Origin of the sequence: Vibrio sp. Of7-15, from assembly GCF_022347565.1 — a bacterium.
Taxonomy (GTDB): Bacteria; Pseudomonadota; Gammaproteobacteria; order Enterobacterales; family Vibrionaceae; genus NORP241.
The window spans coordinates 126840-144959 of sequence record NZ_JAKRGH010000005.1 but is presented as its reverse complement, the minus strand read 5'-3'; the positions used below and the strand labels follow the sequence as shown (position 1 = coordinate 144959).

19 protein-coding genes are annotated in these 18120 nt (G+C 40.4%); 15 read left to right on the top strand and 4 right to left on the bottom strand.

Annotation, left to right across the window (positions count from 1 at the left end):
* Window positions 1–20: 20 nt before the first annotated feature.
* Complete coding sequence (locus MHO82_RS08150) at window positions 21–659, bottom strand: TetR/AcrR family transcriptional regulator (protein ID WP_239183377.1); 639 nt, start codon at window positions 657–659, stop codon at window positions 21–23.
* 143 nt (window positions 660–802) lie between these two features.
* Between MHO82_RS08150 and rfaD the strand changes: the two genes are divergently transcribed.
* From rfaD to waaA, 11 genes are all read left to right on the top strand, one after another.
* A complete protein-coding gene (rfaD, locus tag MHO82_RS08145; RefSeq protein WP_239183376.1) occupies window positions 803–1747 on the top strand; it encodes an ADP-glyceromanno-heptose 6-epimerase in 945 nt (314 codons plus the stop codon).
* 102 nt (window positions 1748–1849) lie between these two features.
* Window positions 1850–2968 carry a glycosyltransferase family 4 protein gene (locus MHO82_RS08140; RefSeq protein WP_239183375.1) on the top strand — a complete coding sequence of 373 codons (1119 nt, stop codon included), beginning with the start codon at window positions 1850–1852 and terminating at the stop codon, window positions 2966–2968.
* A 9-nt stretch (window positions 2969–2977) separates the two neighbouring features.
* Complete coding sequence (locus tag MHO82_RS08135) at window positions 2978–3535, top strand: acyltransferase (RefSeq protein WP_239183374.1); 558 nt, start codon at window positions 2978–2980, stop codon at window positions 3533–3535.
* 24 nt (window positions 3536–3559) lie between these two features.
* Complete coding sequence (locus tag MHO82_RS25860; protein WP_239183373.1) at window positions 3560–4822, top strand: O-antigen ligase family protein; 1263 nt, start codon at window positions 3560–3562, stop codon at window positions 4820–4822.
* Between the two features lie 94 nt (window positions 4823–4916).
* On the top strand, window positions 4917–5966 hold the full coding sequence (gene waaF / locus MHO82_RS08125; RefSeq protein WP_239183372.1) for a lipopolysaccharide heptosyltransferase II: 1050 nt from the start codon (window positions 4917–4919) through the stop codon (window positions 5964–5966).
* Between the two features lie 21 nt (window positions 5967–5987).
* Entirely contained in the window at window positions 5988–7007 is a 1020-nt protein-coding gene (locus MHO82_RS08120; protein WP_239183509.1) for a glycosyltransferase family 9 protein, read from the top strand.
* Window positions 7007–7402, top strand: coding sequence for a capsular biosynthesis protein (locus tag MHO82_RS08115; RefSeq protein ID WP_239183371.1), 396 nt, complete (start codon window positions 7007–7009; stop codon window positions 7400–7402). The genes MHO82_RS08120 and MHO82_RS08115 overlap by 1 nt, the downstream gene beginning before the upstream one ends.
* Window positions 7393–8979, top strand: a complete 1587-nt coding sequence (locus MHO82_RS08110; protein WP_239183370.1) for a capsular biosynthesis protein — start codon at window positions 7393–7395, stop codon at window positions 8977–8979. Before MHO82_RS08115 ends, MHO82_RS08110 begins: the two co-directional genes overlap by 10 nt.
* Window positions 8976–9704: a glycosyltransferase family 2 protein gene (locus MHO82_RS08105; RefSeq protein WP_239183369.1), complete on the top strand. Its 729-nt coding sequence runs from the start codon at window positions 8976–8978 to the stop codon at window positions 9702–9704. Before MHO82_RS08110 ends, MHO82_RS08105 begins: the two co-directional genes overlap by 4 nt.
* 156 nt (window positions 9705–9860) lie before the next feature.
* Window positions 9861–10676: a galactosyltransferase-related protein gene (locus tag MHO82_RS08100; protein ID WP_239183368.1), complete on the top strand. Its 816-nt coding sequence runs from the start codon at window positions 9861–9863 to the stop codon at window positions 10674–10676.
* A 114-nt stretch (window positions 10677–10790) separates the two neighbouring features.
* Entirely contained in the window at window positions 10791–12056 is a 1266-nt protein-coding gene (waaA, locus tag MHO82_RS08095; RefSeq protein ID WP_239183367.1) for a lipid IV(A) 3-deoxy-D-manno-octulosonic acid transferase, read from the top strand.
* Between the two features lie 25 nt (window positions 12057–12081).
* On the opposite strand, the gene MHO82_RS08090 is transcribed toward waaA, so the two are convergent.
* On the bottom strand, window positions 12082–12789 hold the full coding sequence (locus MHO82_RS08090) for a 3-deoxy-D-manno-octulosonic acid kinase (RefSeq protein WP_239183366.1): 708 nt from the start codon (window positions 12787–12789) through the stop codon (window positions 12082–12084).
* Window positions 12790–12901: 112 nt separating this feature from the next.
* On the opposite strand from MHO82_RS08090, the gene MHO82_RS08085 reads away from it, so the two are divergent.
* Both MHO82_RS08085 and MHO82_RS08080 read left to right on the top strand, forming a co-directional pair.
* Window positions 12902–13939, top strand: a complete 1038-nt coding sequence (locus tag MHO82_RS08085; RefSeq protein WP_239183365.1) for a glycosyltransferase family 9 protein — start codon at window positions 12902–12904, stop codon at window positions 13937–13939.
* A 19-nt stretch (window positions 13940–13958) separates the two neighbouring features.
* A complete protein-coding gene (locus MHO82_RS08080; protein ID WP_239183364.1) occupies window positions 13959–14744 on the top strand; it encodes a glycosyltransferase family 2 protein in 786 nt (261 codons plus the stop codon).
* Here MHO82_RS08080 and MHO82_RS08075 read toward each other — a convergent pair.
* Entirely contained in the window at window positions 14713–15741 is a 1029-nt protein-coding gene (locus tag MHO82_RS08075) for a glycosyltransferase family 9 protein (RefSeq protein ID WP_239183363.1), read from the bottom strand. The genes MHO82_RS08080 and MHO82_RS08075 overlap by 32 nt on opposite strands.
* Before the next feature lie 152 nt (window positions 15742–15893).
* Between MHO82_RS08075 and coaD the strand changes: the two genes are divergently transcribed.
* Together coaD and MHO82_RS08065 are read left to right on the top strand one after the other, a co-directional pair.
* Window positions 15894–16385 carry a pantetheine-phosphate adenylyltransferase gene (gene coaD / locus MHO82_RS08070; protein WP_239183362.1) on the top strand — a complete coding sequence of 164 codons (492 nt, stop codon included), beginning with the start codon at window positions 15894–15896 and terminating at the stop codon, window positions 16383–16385.
* Window positions 16386–16498: 113 nt separating this feature from the next.
* The gene (locus MHO82_RS08065; protein WP_239183361.1) at window positions 16499–17239 is read left to right on the top strand and encodes a glycosyltransferase family 25 protein; all 741 of its coding nucleotides are present in this window, start codon (window positions 16499–16501) and stop codon (window positions 17237–17239) included.
* 49 nt (window positions 17240–17288) lie between these two features.
* Here MHO82_RS08065 and mutM read toward each other — a convergent pair whose 3' ends face one another.
* Complete coding sequence (gene mutM, locus MHO82_RS08060; protein WP_239183360.1) at window positions 17289–18107, bottom strand: bifunctional DNA-formamidopyrimidine glycosylase/DNA-(apurinic or apyrimidinic site) lyase; 819 nt, start codon at window positions 18105–18107, stop codon at window positions 17289–17291.
* Window positions 18108–18120 lie beyond the last annotated feature (13 nt).

Genomic DNA, 18120 nt, shown 5'->3' with positions numbered 1-18120 from the left:
TTTCCCTCCAAATCCTTCGCCTAAGAAGTTAAGTTTTGCTGGTAATGGCGCTCTAGATCCAATATTTGCGAGCGCCCTTCTTTCGTCGCAATAGTCCGAAACACATTCAGCATTTGAATAACCCCCTGATAAATAACACTCTCGGTTACTTTAGTATTCGGGGACATTGCCGTTTGATAACTGATCCAGCAAGAAGAGACCAACTTTAATGTATTGGTCATAGCCTCAATTTCATCATCGGCCAATTCAATCAAACCTGAAGATCTAAAATTGAACATAATCGTAATCAAGTTTTCATGTAAATGCTGTTGAGCTTTTAAGTACTTTTTTTGAAGTTCTTCATCACGACTTAAAATATCCGGTAAATTCGCATAGAAAAACCGATAGTTCCACATAAGCATAAAAATAGAATCAAGATAGTCAATCATCACCTCAGGACGAGCATCTCTCTCGCCAGTTGGTTGAAATCGAGTTGCTAGATCTTGTGCATACAAATCAAAAATGCATTGGATAATCTCTTCTTTGTTTCGAAAGTGATAGTAAAGATTACCAGGGCTAATATCTAAATGAGCTGCTATATGATTGGTTGTGACGTTTCTTTCACCTTCTTGGTTAAAAAGTTCTAACGCCGCATGAATGATTCTGTCCCGAGTTTTCATGTCTATCTATCACCGTTTATGCAATGAATATTCAGTGTACCTGAAATATGATCCTCCTGCGAGTTCATCCATTATTGTGAACTCGATGAGGCAACGCTTTCCTGATACAATCACTAAACGCTTAATAAGACTAGGTACAAACAATGATTATCGTAACTGGCGGTGCTGGAATGATTGGTAGCAATCTTATCAAAGCACTCAATGATTCAGGTATTAATGACATTCTAGTTGTTGATAACTTAAAAAATGGCAAGAAGTTTAGCAACCTTGTAGATTTAGACATCACTGACTACATGGATAAAGAGGACTTTCTGACTCAAATCATGGCTGGTGATGATTTTGGTCCTATTGAAGCGGTTTTCCATCAAGGTGCATGTTCAGCGACCACAGAGTGGGATGGTAAATACATGATGCTCAACAACTATGAGTACTCAAAAGAGCTACTTCATTACTGTTTAGAGCGTGAAATTCCCTTCTTATACGCCTCTTCTGCTGCAACTTATGGTGGTCGTGATCATGACTTCATCGAAGAACGTGAGTATGAAGGCGCACTCAATGTCTACGGTTATTCCAAACAACAGTTTGATAACTATGTACGACGCCTACAACAAGATGCGGAAGATCATGGTGAAACCCTTTCCCAGATCACAGGTTTCCGATACTTTAACGTTTACGGACCACGTGAAAATCACAAAGGCAGCATGGCCTCTGTCGCTTTTCATTTAAATACTCAAATCAATAACGGTGAGAACGTAAAACTCTTTGAAGGTAGTGATACTTTCAAGCGTGATTTTGTCTATGTTGGCGATGTATGTAAAATGAACCTATGGTTCTGGAAAAACAGCAAGTCGGGTATTTTTAACTGCGGCACTGGTAATGCAGAACCTTTTAAAGAGGTCGCAGATGCAGTGCTGAAGTTCCACGGCAAAGGCAAGATAGAAGAGATCCCATTCCCAGAGCATTTGAAAGGCGCATATCAAACCTTTACGCAAGCTGATTTAACAAAAGTTCGCGCTGCTGGCTATAAAGAAGGCTTCAAATCTGTTGCTGAAGGCGTAGCCGAGTACATGGCGCATCTAAATAAATAATACGCAAGAAACTAGGCAGAGCGTTACACTCTGCCTATATAACCATACTCTTACGCAGCCTAAGCGGTAGCTTCATTTAATACTTCAGTAATTAAAACAATTATGGCCAAACAAAATATCTTACATATCTGTTTATCACATGGTTGGGGGGGGCTAGAAATGTACCCTCTGCGTATTGGAAAAGAGTTCCTCAACCAAGGCTACAATGTATATGGGTTGTGCCTAGCAAACTCCCGAGTTGCTGAAGGCATGAAAGAAGCAAAAATCGATACGTTTGAAGTAGAAAATAAAAACAACCTGCTTCTACAACTTCCTAAACTCAACCGCTGGCTAAAAGAGAATCGTGTTGATGTGATTCATTGCCATAAGTCAGGTGATGTTGTTGTTGCAGCCCTTCTAGATGTTTTGAGTTCCCGTAAAATCATTTTTACTGAACATATGGGAGTCACTCGCCCTAAAAAAGATCTCTATCATCGCTGGGTTTACTCGCATGTGGATCAAGTTCTTTCTATTAGTGATGAAACCTATAAACGAAATGTTAACGCTCTTCCCGTTCCACTAAATAAAATTCAACGACTGTGGCTGGGTACAGAAATGTATACGCCGATTGAATCAAAAGAAGAAATAAAGGCCATAAAAAAAGAACTCTCAGTTCCTGTTGATGCAGACGTTGTGGGTGTCACTGGCCGTATCGCACGCGGGAAGGGGCAAGGCGAACTTCTAGATGCTTTTATTTCTCTGGAACACAAATACCCTAACCTCCACCTATTAATTGTTGGTGGTCTCACGGTAAAACAAGGCTCTGAAGATGAATTTGTTGCACAGCTCCAAGCAACAGTAAAAGAACACAATTTAGAAAACAGGGTACATTTTTCAGGTTTTAGATCCGATACTAAAAGAATGTATGCTGCGATGGACATTGTATGTTTGCCATGTCATCACGAAGCGTTTGGCTTAACCGTGATCGAAGCGATGGCAGCAAAAAAAGCCATCGTGGGAGCCAATACTGGTGCTTTACCAGAGATCCTAGAAGACACGGCTCAGCTATGTAGTCCGCTGTTACCAAACGAGATCGCAGGTGCTATTGAGTTTTATCTAAACAACCCTCAAGCTCGTCAAAAAGCTGCCGAAAAAGCATATGCTAGAGCAACAGATGAGTTTTCAATGCAGACTCACATCAATAAGTTATCATCTATTTATTCAATAATTAGTAATGACTGAGGTCCAGTAATGTTCTCTTTATTAAAACTTCGCTTAAGGAATAAAATCAGAGTAAAGAAGCATAATACAATGTCTATAAGCCCTCACTCAAAAGTAAAAAACTGCAAGATACTCATTAAGGGGAGGAACTGCCACCTAATTATTGATGAAGGTGTCAATATCAGAGGTTCCTTTATCGAAATAGATGGTGTTGATTGTACAGTTCATATATCTAAAAACTGTATTATTGGCGAAAGTTGCTATCTATCTGCTCGAGAAAGAAATACCTCATTAACTTTAGGTGAGGGTTGCATGCTATCTCGCAATATAAAAGTCATGACCAGTGACGGACATGATATCTTAAAAAATGGCCAACGGATCAACCCTGCAAGATCAATTACTATAGGAAATAATGTATGGCTAGCAGATAATGTCACCATACTCAAAGGAGTCAATGTAGGTGATGGTTCTATCGTAGGGATAAACTCAACCTTAACGAAATCTATTGATAAAACTTCTATCGCGGTAGGTAACCCTGCAAAAGTTGTATCTAAAGAGTGCACATGGGCACATCAGCTTTCTTTCTGACATCACATAAAAAGAGTATTTCCTGTGTTCTTTCAAAAAACTGACTTCCCGATCCACAAATATATATATGGTTTATTACTTACTTTAGTCATCTCCACAGCTGTATCTAAAACAGGCATGAACCTTCTGAGTCCCATTTTAACAATCTACTCATTATCCTTTTATTTCAGTCATAAGAAGTCCCTACCTCCAGTAATAAGTACTTTATTTATTACCTGCTTCTCTATCTACGCTTTGGGCACTATAGGCAGCTACTTTGGTCACACTGATATCAATGATGTCATAGAATTTGCAAGAAAAAATACGTTTCTATTGATACTCCCTTTACTTGCTGCTTTTCTTTCTAATAAACAAAATCGAAATATAGCTTGCTATTCATTTCTAGCTGCCTGTACGTTTTCAGCTCTATATGGAATATACATATTTTCAATTACCAATAACTTCGATATAAACATAAGGGTGAATGGCTTTTTAGAATACTCTAGACATACCAATGTCATGTTATGTGGTATCGCTATAGGATTATCATATCTAACCGTACAAACACTTAATCAAAAAGCAAAAGCCGCTATAGTAACTTCTATACTACTTTGCCTTCTCAGTATGGTCATTTCAGGCACTAGGGCTGGATATCTTTGTCTGGCGATAATGATACCCGTGGTATTATGCGTACAGTACCGCCGCTATATCCCTCATGTCGCAGTCTCCTTTACCGTTTTATTCTTGTTATTATCTGTAATACTTCCCCAACAAGTACAACACGTAACCAGCCGTATCACTTCTATTGGAGATACTGAAAAACATATATCTAATATGGCTCGAATAACTATGTGGAAAGGTGGAGTTGCATACATTGAAAGCCAATCTGAAAACAGTTTCTCTAAATTTTTGTTCGGTTCAGGAATGGAAAACTCTGAAGCCTCATACCACAATTACCTCGATACGCTTACTAAAGTAGAAAAGAAAGCCTACCAGGGTGTTGACGGGAGGTTCTACGGCGGCTCAGATTTCCACAATTCGCCTTTAGATCTAACTATAAAATCAGGGGTTATCTATTCCATAATTTTCATTATTGGCTTAATCATAATTAGCTTCTTTAGCCTCAAGAAAGATTACCAAAGTGATCCTTCAACTAGGGCAATATTTTATTACTTAGTCGCTTTTTATCCACTTGTTATGTTCTATACCATGTTCCAAGATTATTCGATGATAGCCACATCCGTCGCATTAGCTCTGATCTTAGGTCGCTACATAGAACTATCCCAATCCCCTAAACAAGTGCAATAATTAGAAAATATTGTCCGCCGGAGTTAGTGGCATAACACCCATACTGCTAACTCTGGTATAGTTTCTCACCTAACTTGAATAACTGAATGCCACAATGAAAATCCTAATTATTGGGCCATCTTGGGTCGGTGATATGGTGATGTCACAGTGTTTATACATCACCATCAAACAGCAATACCCTGAAGCAATAATTGATGTTATGGCTCCTGGTTGGTGTAAACCTATTTTGGAACGAATGCCCGAGGTCAATCGAGCAATTGAAATGCCTCTGGGACACGGCCAATTTAACTTGGGGCAGCGCTATCAGTTAGGAAAATCGTTGAGAGCCGAAAAATATGATCACGCTTATGTTCTGCCTAATTCAGCAAAATCAGCGCTTATTCCTTGGTTTGCAAAAGTTCCACAGCGTACAGGTTGGAAAGGTGAGATGCGCTATGGTCTATTGAATGACTTACGAAATAATAAAAAATCGTTCCAATACATGATTGAACGTTATATCGCTTTAGCCCATCCGAAAAAAGAAATGACGGGATCTGGTTGTTTAGGTGACTTAGAAAATCTCCCCTACCCAACGTTATACATTGACCAAGAACAACAAGCTAAGGCACTCAAGAAGTTTGGGCTTGAGCTTGATAGAGATGTGATAGGTTTATGCCCTGGCGCTGAATTTGGCCCAGCCAAACGCTGGCCAGATCAACACTATGCAACAATAGCTAATGAAATGATCAATAAAGGCCACCAAATTTGGCTATTTGGTTCAGCTAAAGATCGAGAAGTAACAGAGAAAATTAAGCTTGCTGTCGAAAGCAATAATCAACAACATGTGTTCAATTTAGCGGGTGACACTAACTTAATTGAAGCAGTGGATTTATTAGCTGCATGTCATACTGTAGTAAGTAATGACTCAGGGTTAATGCATGTGTCTGCAGCGGTAGGTTGTAATATTGTCGCGGTCTATGGCTCAAGCTCGCCTAAATACACTCCGCCATTAAGTAAAAATGTCAGCATAGTGCATACAGACATTGATTGCCGACCATGCTTTAAACGTGAGTGTCCTTTTGAACATACAAACTGCTTAGTTGAACTACAACCTGAAAAAGTACTAGAACATCTGAATCGTTATCTATCAGAAAATAGAAATTAAGGATACTAACGCATGTATAACATGAAGCACCTGTGGTTTGAAAAAGGTGCCTACGCAAACAAACGCGCCCGACACTTTGTCGCTAATGATTTAGAACCTAATAAAATCCAACGTATAGCGGTGATCCGTCATGCAGCGTTAGGTGATCAAGTGATCACAAGACCCTTTCTTATTGAACTGAGAAAATTTTTTCCAAACGCTACCATTACACTAAGTGTAATTTCTAACTATCAGTATGGTATGCCATCTGATCTTGCCGATCGTGTGCATGTAACCCATGGCTCTGATAAGAAAAAAGACATCACTTTCAGCCAAAAGATAAATAATTTCAAAGAGCTAGGTGATCAAGATATTATCTTTGATTTAGCCGCGACTAACCGCTCTTATTGGCTGACAAAACTCACGAAAGCCAAACTAAAAATTGGTTTTCCTTATCGACCTCTGGTTTCCAAATTACTGTATGACATTTGTGTCTTGCGCTCAGACTTCACAGCTGAAGTAGAAACCATGCTGAACATGCTGCGTATTTTAGGGCACAACCCAGAGCAGCCACTGGACTTTGCTTACCCAGATCACAGACAGCTCCATAACAAGAACTCTCCTTATATTGTGTACTTTAATGGTGCCTCACAAGAACGTAAAATGTATCCATTTGATAAGATGCGTGACACGCTAATTCAAGCGAGTACAGAGCTTCCAGAATATCGTCACATTTATTTAGAGGGCATCAACGATAATGAAAAAGCCTCTTTTCTAGGTGATTTAAGTACTCATAAGAATATTGAAATCCAAGCATCAATGCCCTTAGAAGACCTAAGTACCTACTTAGCGAAAGCCACTGCTGTTGTATGTACGGATACTGGAATACGAAACTTTGCTATTTCCACCCATACACCAACCATCGGTATTTTTTACGCAACGGTACCATTTCGATATACACCGAAAGTAGGTAATCATCATATTGTCATGACACCTGACGCAAAAATCCCCTCGCCCGAACAAGTAGTTACAACAATCATTAGAGCAATTAAGGATAACTAGTGAAAAAGCTCATCATTGATTTAGATAGCACCATCACACTTGGTGATACAAACGACTATAAAAATGTTTCACCTAACTTAGCCCTAATAGCTCAAATGCACGAATATAAAAAACAAGGCTTTGAATTGGTGATTAGTACCGCACGTAACATGCGAACTCACAAGGGTAATGTAGGAAAAATTAACGTACATACTCTACCAATCATCTTAGAGTGGCTTGAAAAACATAATGTCCCTTATGATGAAGTCTTAGTCGGTAAACCTTGGTGTGGACATGAGGGTTTCTATATTGATGATAGAGCAGTGCGACCAAGTGAGTTTACTCGTCTTTCTTTTGAAGAAATTACTGCCATGTTACAAGCTGAAAAAGAAAAGATAGCTAAAACATGTTCTTAATTGCCTCTGCTGCTTATTGCAGTTCTGAGCTGCAATCTGAATTTGGTTTACTGCCCCCCGCCTTTTTGCCCCTAGGTAATAAAAGGCTTTTTCAACATCAAATCAGCAGAGTTCCGGCAGGTAAAAAAATATTTTTATCACTACCAGACTCTTACCAAGTGGCAGAGCATGATAAAGCTTGGCTAGAAGAACACGACGTGACACTACTTTTTTTACCAGAGCAATTATCACTGGGTGAATCTTTAGTTGCTGCTTTCAATCTAATGGATAGCAGCAAAAGTAATGATTTAACACTATTATTTGGTGATACGTTACTACTGGATAATCCCACACAAAAAAACTGCCTTGCTATTAGTCATGTTGAAGACAATTATCGTTGGGCTGTGATCAACCACAACCACAGTGAATGGGTAAGCGAAAGCAGTACAACATCAGAAAATAGTAACAGTATGGTGGTCAATGGCTATTTCAATTTCTGCCAGCCTTCTGCATTAATAAAAGCTCTTATCTCTTCACGTTGGAACTTTATTCAGGGGCTTAATCTATACCACCAGTCTGTTGGCTTAACAGAAGTGAAAGTCGATGATTGGCTCGATTTTGGCCATGTCCATACCTACTTTCATTCAAAAGCCAAATTCACAACCCAGCGCGCCTTTAATGAGTTGGCCATCACGCCAGAGCAGGTTTTCAAATCAGGTAGCGATAGACAAAAAATCGCGGCAGAGTCCTATTGGTTTAATTCTGTCCCAGCTCCTATACGCCGATTCCTACCACAATTACTTGGCCATGGCTGTAATAGCGGAAAACATCACTACCAACTCGAATACCTGCACCACACCGCGCTAAACGAGCTATTTGTTTTTGGTGAACTCCCTGTTGGAATTTGGAAAAATATTCTAACCAGCTGCTTCTGTTTTATTGATGCTTGCCAGAACCATTTATCACCCGAAGACGCAAAATATTCGACTTTAAATAGCTTATTTAATAAAAAAACAAACTCTCGACTTGATGATTTTTGCGCAAAAAAAGCTCTCGATAGAGCTAAAAAATGGGCATTTAATGGCACCAAAGAGTATTCCATTAATGATTTATTAAAACTTAGCCAAAGCAACTTACCAAATGAATCACACACAATCTCCGTCGTACATGGTGATTTCTGCTTTAGTAACATTTTATTTGATTTTCGTACTTCAACCATAAAAACCATAGATCCAAGAGGGCTGACATCAGCTGGAGAGATCTCTATTTATGGTGATATTCAATATGATATTGCCAAACTAAGTCATTCCGTCGTTGGGCTTTATGACTGGATCATCGCAGGTTATTACCAATTAGAACACAGCAACTATCGGCTAAACTTGACACTTCCGAGTCAAGATCAACATGACAAAATCCAAGCTATTTTTTATCAACTAGTAAAAGAAAAGTATCAGCTAGAGCCACACCACCTCCTTGCAATGCAAATTCAGCTGTTCTTATCTATGTTGCCACTGCATGATGATGATAATACTAGGCAATTTGCGCTACTTGCTAATGCGTTTAGACTTGCCCAACAACTACAAGGACAACAAGTATGATCGTAATACCAATGGCTGGCATGAGCTCCCGTTTTTTCAAAGCTGGTTACACATTGCCGAAGTACCAGTTAGAAGCACATGGAAAAACCTTATTTGAGCATGCAGTAGGAAGCTTTGAGCATTATTTTGATAGCCTTCCATTTCTCTTCATTGTTAGAGATGCTCTCGGTACACCCGCGTTTGTCGAACAAATGGCGAAAAAAATCGGTATTAAGCAATACCATCTAGTAACATTAGAAAATGAAACCCGTGGCCAAGCTGAAACTGTAACGGAAGGCTTAAAAAACCTCGATAGTTATCAAGGCCCTATCACTATTTTTAATATTGATACTTTCCGTCCAGGCTTCGTATTGCCTGATCATACGAAAAGCTGCGATGGCTACCTAGAAGTGTTCCAAGGCAGTGGGGATAACTGGTCGTTCGTATTACCAGAAAACAAACAGACAACCAAGATTACCGAGACAGCGGAAAAAAGAGCAATTTCAGATCTATGCTGTACAGGGCTGTACCATTTTCACAATGCAAAAGACTACTTAGAGGCTTATCAGCATTACTTAGAAAGGCCTGAACTCTGGGAAAAAGGAGAGCTGTATGTGGCACCTTTATATAATCACCTAATCAAAAAGGGGAAAAATATTCATTATCATCAAATCTCTCGAGAAGACGTGATCTTTTGTGGAGTTCCAAGTGAATATGAGGAGTTCAAGAGGAAACCATTAAAATAAAAATGAACTAAAAAACTCAATAAATTATTATATACAGCATCGGTTAAGCTAAAATTTGAGATAGTAACAATGGAGACTCATATACTTAGCTTCATTTGTGTAGCCTAACTATAGCTCACACCTTATTACTGACAACCTAATAATCAAGAATAACCAATGAAATTAGAAGTAATCCTTGGTGCATACAATGACAGTGATGTACTAAATGTAGTCTTACAGGGATATATGAATCAAAATGATAGTGACTTTTCTATCTGTATTGCTGATGATGGTTCAGGGCCTGAAATAAGAAAACTTGTAGAAAAGTTCTCTAATTTAGGACTCGATATCCGTCACGTGTGGCAAGAAGATGATGGTTTTAGAAAAAGCATTATTTTAAATAAAGCCATTGCAACAAGCCAAGCTGATCGTATTATTTTTTCTGATGGAGATTGTATCCCTAACCCGTACTTTATTCATGACCATCGTGTACTAGCTCATCCGAGTAAGATAACTGCTGGGCCAAGAGTCATGCTAAATAAAAAACTTACCGATGACTTGAAGAATGGCAGTAAAGAAATTTCATATTTATATAATACATTTAAACTTCTTTTCCTTTCTCTATTTAAGCAACTATCTAAACCAGAGCAAATTTTTCGCTTTCCAAGCTTAATTCTTCCTCTAACAAAAAAAATAAAAAGAATAGGACCTTATGGGGCCAACATGGCTATAAGTCGTGAAGCTCTTCTTAAAGTAAATGGCTTTGATGAAGACTACCTAGGTTGGGGTGGTGAAGATACTGACTTAGTTATTAGGCTTAATATGCTTGGGATAAAATCCGATGGTTACATAGGTAGAGCAGCTTTATATCATATGTATCACCCAAGTAGAGCTGTTGACGACGGTGATAAAGAGAGAGCTACACTCAAAAAAAATAAAGAAGAAAATAGGGTTTTATCCTGTACTAATGGATTAGATAAATACCTAACCTGATATAAAAAGTATGAGCAGCTACCTAATTCACATATATAGGTAGTTGCACACACTTGCCCTTCCTCCCCCAATCCAAGATACTGCTCATATCACTTTTAACTTCCCTATTAATTTATGTTCTATCGAGCCCTGTATTCGTGTTTACTTACTCTCATTGCCCCTTTTTTTCTCTATGGTCTCTATAAGAAAAAAGAAGGTAAACCAGCCTTTGGTTCTCGGTGGAAAGAACATTTTGGCATCACACCAACCTTACCTCCAAGTGAGACACAACCTCTATGGATTCATGCAGTGTCCGTCGGTGAAGTCATCGCAGCGATTCCGATCATCAGGGCCATAAAACAACAAGCACCCGAGCAACAAATTCTAGTAACAACCACAACCAGTACAGGCGCAGAGCAAGTAAACAAACTCGGTGACTTGGTCGAACATCGCTACATGCCCCTCGACTTTGGTTTTTCTGTTAAAGGCTTTCTTAAAGCCACTAACCCAGCTCAAATGCTAATCATGGAAACTGAACTTTGGCCAAACACCCTAAATACAGTAGCAAAAGCAAATATTCCAATTACCGTGATGAATGCTAGATTGTCTGAGAGATCATGTCAGCGCTATGCCAAACTCAAGAGCATTTTTCATCTATTATCAGACAACCTAAATCAAGTGCTTTGCCAACATGAAGATGACGCAGAACGATTCATTCGTTTAGGTATGTCAAAAGGCAAAGTGCATGTCACCGGCTCTGTAAAATTTGATATCGAAGTGAACACTGGCATCAAAGAAAAAGGGGAGGAATTAAGACAACAGCTGGGATCTGAGCGGCCGATTTGGATAGCTGCCAGTACCCACCAAGGGGAAGATGAGCAAATACTGCAAGCGCATCAAAAACTCCTAAAAACGTCTCCTGATGCTCTTTTAATTTTAGTGCCTCGCCACCCGGAGAGGTTTAAACCTATGGCAGCACTTTGTCAGAATGAAGGCTTTCGCGTTATCACTCGAACAAGCAACATGGCGATTCAATCAAATACGCAAGTTTACCTCGGTGATACCATGGGAGAAATGCTGATTTTAATCCAAGCTGCTGACATCTGTTTTATGGGTGGTAGCTTAATTGGCAATAAAGTCGGGGGACATAATTTACTGGAACCGGCCGCATTAGGTAAACCCACCATTACTGGTCCAAGCTACTTCAATTTTGCTGATATCACCAAACAGCTGCTCGATGTTAACGCAACATCCGTTTGCCAAAACAGCGATGAGCTTACCGGCCAACTGCATGAATTATTTGAAAATCCGGATCAAATAAAGCAACAAGGTAAATCAGCTCTTGCTGTGGTGGAACAAAACAAAGGGGCAATAGCCAATACGTTAACGTTCATTCTTTAATGAAGTCGCAGCATATTGAAAAACGCTAGCTCTGATTGTTATAACCAGCCATCAGAGCTTGCCAATCTTGTTCTTGCCACTGAATCTGCCGCTTACCTACTTCTTTAACAAAAGAACGTTTTAAGCGAGCTAGATTCTCTTTTTTCCAACTATCACCACTCTGTTTACCGCACTTATCAAAATCTATCAGCCAAACAGTTTCCTTATCATCCAGTAAGATATTATGACTGTTCAGATCGGTGTGGCATACCTGTAAATCATGCATTTTTCGTATCTGCTGGCCGATCGCGTTATATACCGATGTGGGTAAACTCTGTTGCTGTAAAATCGCAACTAAATCCTTAGCATTAGCGACTTTTTCAGAAAGCAGATCTGCTTGGTAGCTCATGGCCTTTTTCACTGCTTTAGCCGCAATAGGACGAGGGACATTGACCCCAGATACGCTCAGTTCCTGTAATAACTCAAACTCTTGATAGCTTCTCGTTTTCTTCCAACCCAAAAAAAGATAGTGATCATCCACCAAACGGCCAAATAGCCCACCACGACGATAATGTCTCAACGCCGCTTCCAATACTTGAGTTTTTACGAACCAAGTCGTTCCTCGGCCTGTCGCAGAACCAATCACCTTACCGCTCTTCTGCCAATACTCAGGTTCAAAACAGCATTCCGCTGGCTCTTTCAGTAACGCTTTGTTATACCAGATACGCTCATTCTTATTCTTGATTGTTTTCATGAGTACTCACAATAAATATCTAAGGTGCTCTCTACACTAAGAGAGCATTTTACATTCATACCCCTCAACTGCATAATCCATGTTGTTTTTCCATTAATGACAACGGCATGCCATGGCTTTATTTTCTACTGCACCACACTCTCTTTGTATTTTACGCCTCTCTGCCATTGGTGACGTTTGCCATGCCATTGCTGCCGTACAAGCCATTCAAAAACAGTGGCCAACCACAAAAATCACTTGGATTGCAGGTAAAGTGGAAGCGCAGCTACTACAAGACCTGCCCAATATTGAGCTGATCACTTTTGATAAAAAAGCAGGCTTCAGTGGCATGAAAGCCGTTTGGGCACAATTAAAAGGTCGACGTTTTGATGCCCTTTTACACATGCAACTAGCACTTAGAGCAAGCCTATTAACTTTAGGCATCAAAGCCGACTACAAAATAGGTTTTAACCGAAAACGCGCCAAAGAAGGGCAATGGCTGTTTACAAACAAAAAAATTCCAGACACTCAATCGCATCATGTACTGGACAGCTTTTTCTCATTTATTGAGTATTTAGGTGTACAAAAAACGCCACCGCAATGGCACATTCCTCTCTCTCAATCAGAATTAAACTTTGCCTATGAATACATCCCGCACGGGCAAAAAACCTTAGTTATCTCACCCGCTGCAAGTAAAGATGAGCGTAACTGGTTAACATCACGCTATGCGCAGTTAGCTGACGCCGCTATCGAGCAAGGCTATAACGTACTTTTATGTGGCTCTCCCGCAGAAAGAGAAATCAAGCTAGGGCAAGAAATCACTAAGTTAATGAAAAATAAAGCCGTTAACTTGATTGGAAAAACAACCCTAAAGCAACTGACAGCCTTACTTCACCACGCTCAAGTGGTCGTCGCCCCAGATTCTGGGCCAGCACACTTAGCAACAACCCAAGGTACACCTGTCATCGGTTTATATGGTCATAGTAACCCTAAACGTACAGGACCATATTTAAGCTTAGATCGTGTTGTCAGCGTGTATGAGCAACATGTTCAAGAACAACATAACAAACCACTGAGCGAACTTCCTTGGAGTACAAGAGTAAAAGGAGAGCACGTAATGAAAGACATTCAATTAGAACAAGTGCTCAATCAGCTTAGTCGAATCAACTAACCTAATTTCGGACAATATTATGCCAACCCCTAAACCAACTCTTGCTGTGGCGTTAATCGTAAAAAACGAAGCCAAAAACCTAAAAGCTTGTTTAGAGACCGTAAAAGACTGGGTCGATGAAATCGTTATTTTAGACTCGGGAAGTCATGATGAAACGGAGCAAGTGGCTCGCCAGTACACCAACAAGTTTTTTGTCAATGAAGAGTGGCCTGGGTTTGGTCCTCAGCGCCGCTTAGCACAAAGCTATGTCGAATCAGACTTTGTTTTATGGCTAGATGCCGATGAGCGAGTGACTCCAGAGCTAAAACAGAGTATTGAAAACACATTATTAGCACCGCAAGAAAATACTGCCTACACCATTTCTCGGCTAAGTTGGGTGTTTGGTCGTTACATTCGTCATTGTGGTTGGTATCCAGATCGGGTGGTACGCCTGTACCCGACTAAACTCACTCAGTATGATGATGCCCTTGTGCATGAGAAGGTCGAATTATCGAAAGAGATTGCCGTCAAACCACTGCAAGGGGATGCTATTCACTATACCTACAATGATTTGCATCATTACCTAGTTAAATCAGCCGGATACGCAAAAGCATGGGCTGAGCAAAGAGAAAAACGCGGTAAAAAAAGCAGTATCAGCCAAGGCATTGTACATGCGTTAGCCTGCTTCATTAAAATGTACATTATCAAAGCAGGCTTCTTAGATGGCAAACAAGGCTTTTTACTGTCTCTGCTTTCTGCTCACTCTACTTTTGTGAAATACGCTGATTTATGGATCAAGACCAGCACTGAGCCAGCCAAGGATTAATCGTTTCTGCCGCCTTATCAATGTCGATAAGGCTCATGTCCACTTCACTTTCTTTACCAGCTGGCGGGCAAAACGCAATGTGCCTGCCTTCCGAGTTTATTGGTAACCAACGAAGCGGTGTAGACGAACGTTTATTCGGAAAAAAACCAACCGTAGGCACATCTGCGGCTGCTGCAATGTGCAATGGCCCTGTAGACCCCGCCATGAATGCATCTGCGCAGGCAATAGAGCACGCAAAATCAGCTAACCCTTCATTTTTATCATACACAACCGCAGTTTTGCCTTTTTGTACTATTAGCTGATGTAGTTGCTTCGCCTGCTCTTCTTCGCCGGGGCCAGCCGTTAAGACACATTCGAAATCCTGATCAATGGAGCCAATCAAATCTGAATATTGATCTAATGATAAGTTATTGGCAGATCCACCACTTCCAGCGTGAACAAAAACCCAAGGTTTGGATAACGATAAACCTAAAGCTTCTGACAACTTTTGTTTTTGCTCTACTTTCTGTTCAAAATTGAAGACCAAGTAAGGCGTTTTTGGTTCAACAACCTCAATTTTTTGCTCAATTAAGAAGGCACGTATCAAATCCAAATTATACTGATACTCTGGCTTTTCTGACCGAGAGCGACGCTGTTTCACTCGTCGGTTATATAACACTTGGGCAAGCTTAGTTGCTGGTGCCAAACGATATGGGATCCCAGCTTTCCACACCAGTTTTGCATTGTAGGTCGTCGAAAAAAGGTTGATGGAGGCATCAAAATATTGCTGCTTAATATCCTGCACAAGCTGATCTTGTGCTGCTTTATTGCCTTTTTTCGTCGGATCAAGCATGACTTCATCAATCCAAGGGCAAAGCTTAGCTAATGCCGCAGTATAACTGGGAACAAGAGCAGTAATATGGCAATCAGGGATCGAGGCTTTTAACATGGCAAAGCTTGGCCAAGCCAGCATAAAGTCGCCAATCTTATCATTACGGATCACCAATATTTTTTTCATTAATCATACCTTTCTGGGTCGAAAACACCCTCATAATACTGGATCCACGCCAATTCGCTAGCTCCGCATCACAATTTCCCTTTATTGATAAAGGTGTTTCAAAGTAAATTTTGATAACATAAAAACATCGAGAGAGTAACCGAGGCCGCGCTGTGTCAAAATCAACACACACCCGGGTAATTTACCCTGGTACTTTTGATCCCATTACCAATGGGCATAGTGATCTTATCGAGCGTGCAGCCAAAATGTTTGATCAGGTTATCGTTGGTATCGCCGCCAGCCCAAGCAAAAAGCCCATGTTCGACTTAGAGCACCGAGTGCGTTTAGTGAAAGAAGTGACCAAGCACCTTGATAATGTCGACATTGTCGGTTTCTCAGGTCTTCTGGTCGATTTTGCCAAACAATACAATGCTAACATTCTTGTCCGTGGTTTACGCGCAGTCTCGGATTTTGAGTACGAATTCCAGCTAGCAAACATGAATCGTCGTTTAATGCCAGAGCTTGAAAGTGTGTTCTTAACCCCAGCAGAAGAAAACTCATTTATCTCCTCGACAATCGTTAAAGAAGTAGCTCTGCACAACGGTGACGTCAGTAAATTTGTCCATCCTCTTGTTGCCACAGAGCTTCAGAAAAAACATACCTAGCCCATAAAGGAACTCATACTGATGCCGCTACAACCTAATAACAACAGAGTGGCCAGTACATTTTAAACACTTCTATTTTTGCTTGCTATATAGAGTGTTTAACAGGAAAAAACATGAAAGCATTTGTATTAACCCTAAAAGGCTGCGATGAGCGCCAACAGCTCACCACAGACATATTACACAGCGCAAGCGTCGACTTTGAGTTTTTATACGGCGTTGATGGAAGAAAAGGAGAACACCCTCTTCTTAAACGTTACAACGATAAAGAGTTTCAATTTAATTGTGGAAGACCAGCCGCTCTAGGAGAAATTGGCTGTTACGCCAGCCACTATTTAGCATGGCAGAAATGCGTAGAATTAAATGAACCCATATTAGTTTTTGAAGATGATCTTTCGATAGAAGATGGATTTCATTCTTCAATTGACTACTGCTCAGAGCTTATAAAAAAACATGGTTTCATTAGAATGGAGAGCACTGAAACTAACAACAAATACTATACAGTTAACAAATCTGATCACTTTTCTCTTATAAAGTATTTGAAAGTTCCACAATGCGCTACCTGTTACGCCATCTCTCCGCAAGTTGCCAAAACCTTCATTAAACACAGTCAAAGCTTTAACTATCCTGTCGATGTATTTATCCGTAACACTTGGATTCACCACCAGCCTATTTTTGCAGTACAACCTGCTCTCCTTTACGGTGGTGAACTGGAGTCTGTAATTGGGGACCGCCATCGAACGGGACGAAAAAACTATGTTGTAGCTGTAATGAAAATAGTGCGGAAAATACGTTCTATGATCATGAATGGCATTAGAAACCTTATCCATTACCCATCTTGGCCAATAGCAAAATAATCAAAAAAGGCTGCACACCATGCAGCCTTCCTATCTCTAATATTCAATATTAATCAGGTAAAAACTGACAATGAGCACAAAAGACCGTTGCCCGTTGGCCTATTTTTTCTTCTTCCAAAAGTGAGCCGCACTCAGGGCATGGCTGATTTTTTTTACCATACACTTTAAGCTCTTGGGCAAAATAGCCCGGCTTACCATCTGCTTGAGTAAAATCTTTAAGGGTTGTGCCACCTTGCTTAATGGCTATCGTTAATACTTTTTTTATTTCATCTAAAAGTACACTCAATTGCGTTTTTGAAAGCTTGCCCGCAGGTGTTTTTGGGTGGATTTTGGCACTAAATAAAGATTCGTTCGCATAAATGTTGCCCACACCAACAACAACGTGATTATCCATAATAAATTGCTTCACCACGACGCGCTTTCCTTTCGCTCGCTCAGCAAAGTACTCAAGATTAAAATCATCGCTCAATGGCTCAGGGCCAAGCTTACTCAGCACATCATGGGATTGCCCAGCTTCACACCATAACCATGCCCCAAAGCGACGAGGGTCGTTGTAACGAAGGGTAGTACCACTAACCAGCTCAAGGTCAACGTGATCATGCTTATCTGGAGACTCACGCATCGGTAATACCCGCAAGCTACCTGACATTCCTAAATGAACAATCGCAGACCCGCTTTCCGTTTCAATCAACAAGTACTTTGCCCGGCGAGAAACTCCGGTGATCTTCTGACCAACCAACCGTTGTAACTCTTCAGGAATAGGCCAACGTAGCTTAGGCTGACGAACATGAATCGCTTTAATCGTTTGTCCAACTAAATGAGGGGTGATCCCCATTCGACTTACTTCAACTTCCGGTAATTCTGGCATGGCTCTTATCGAT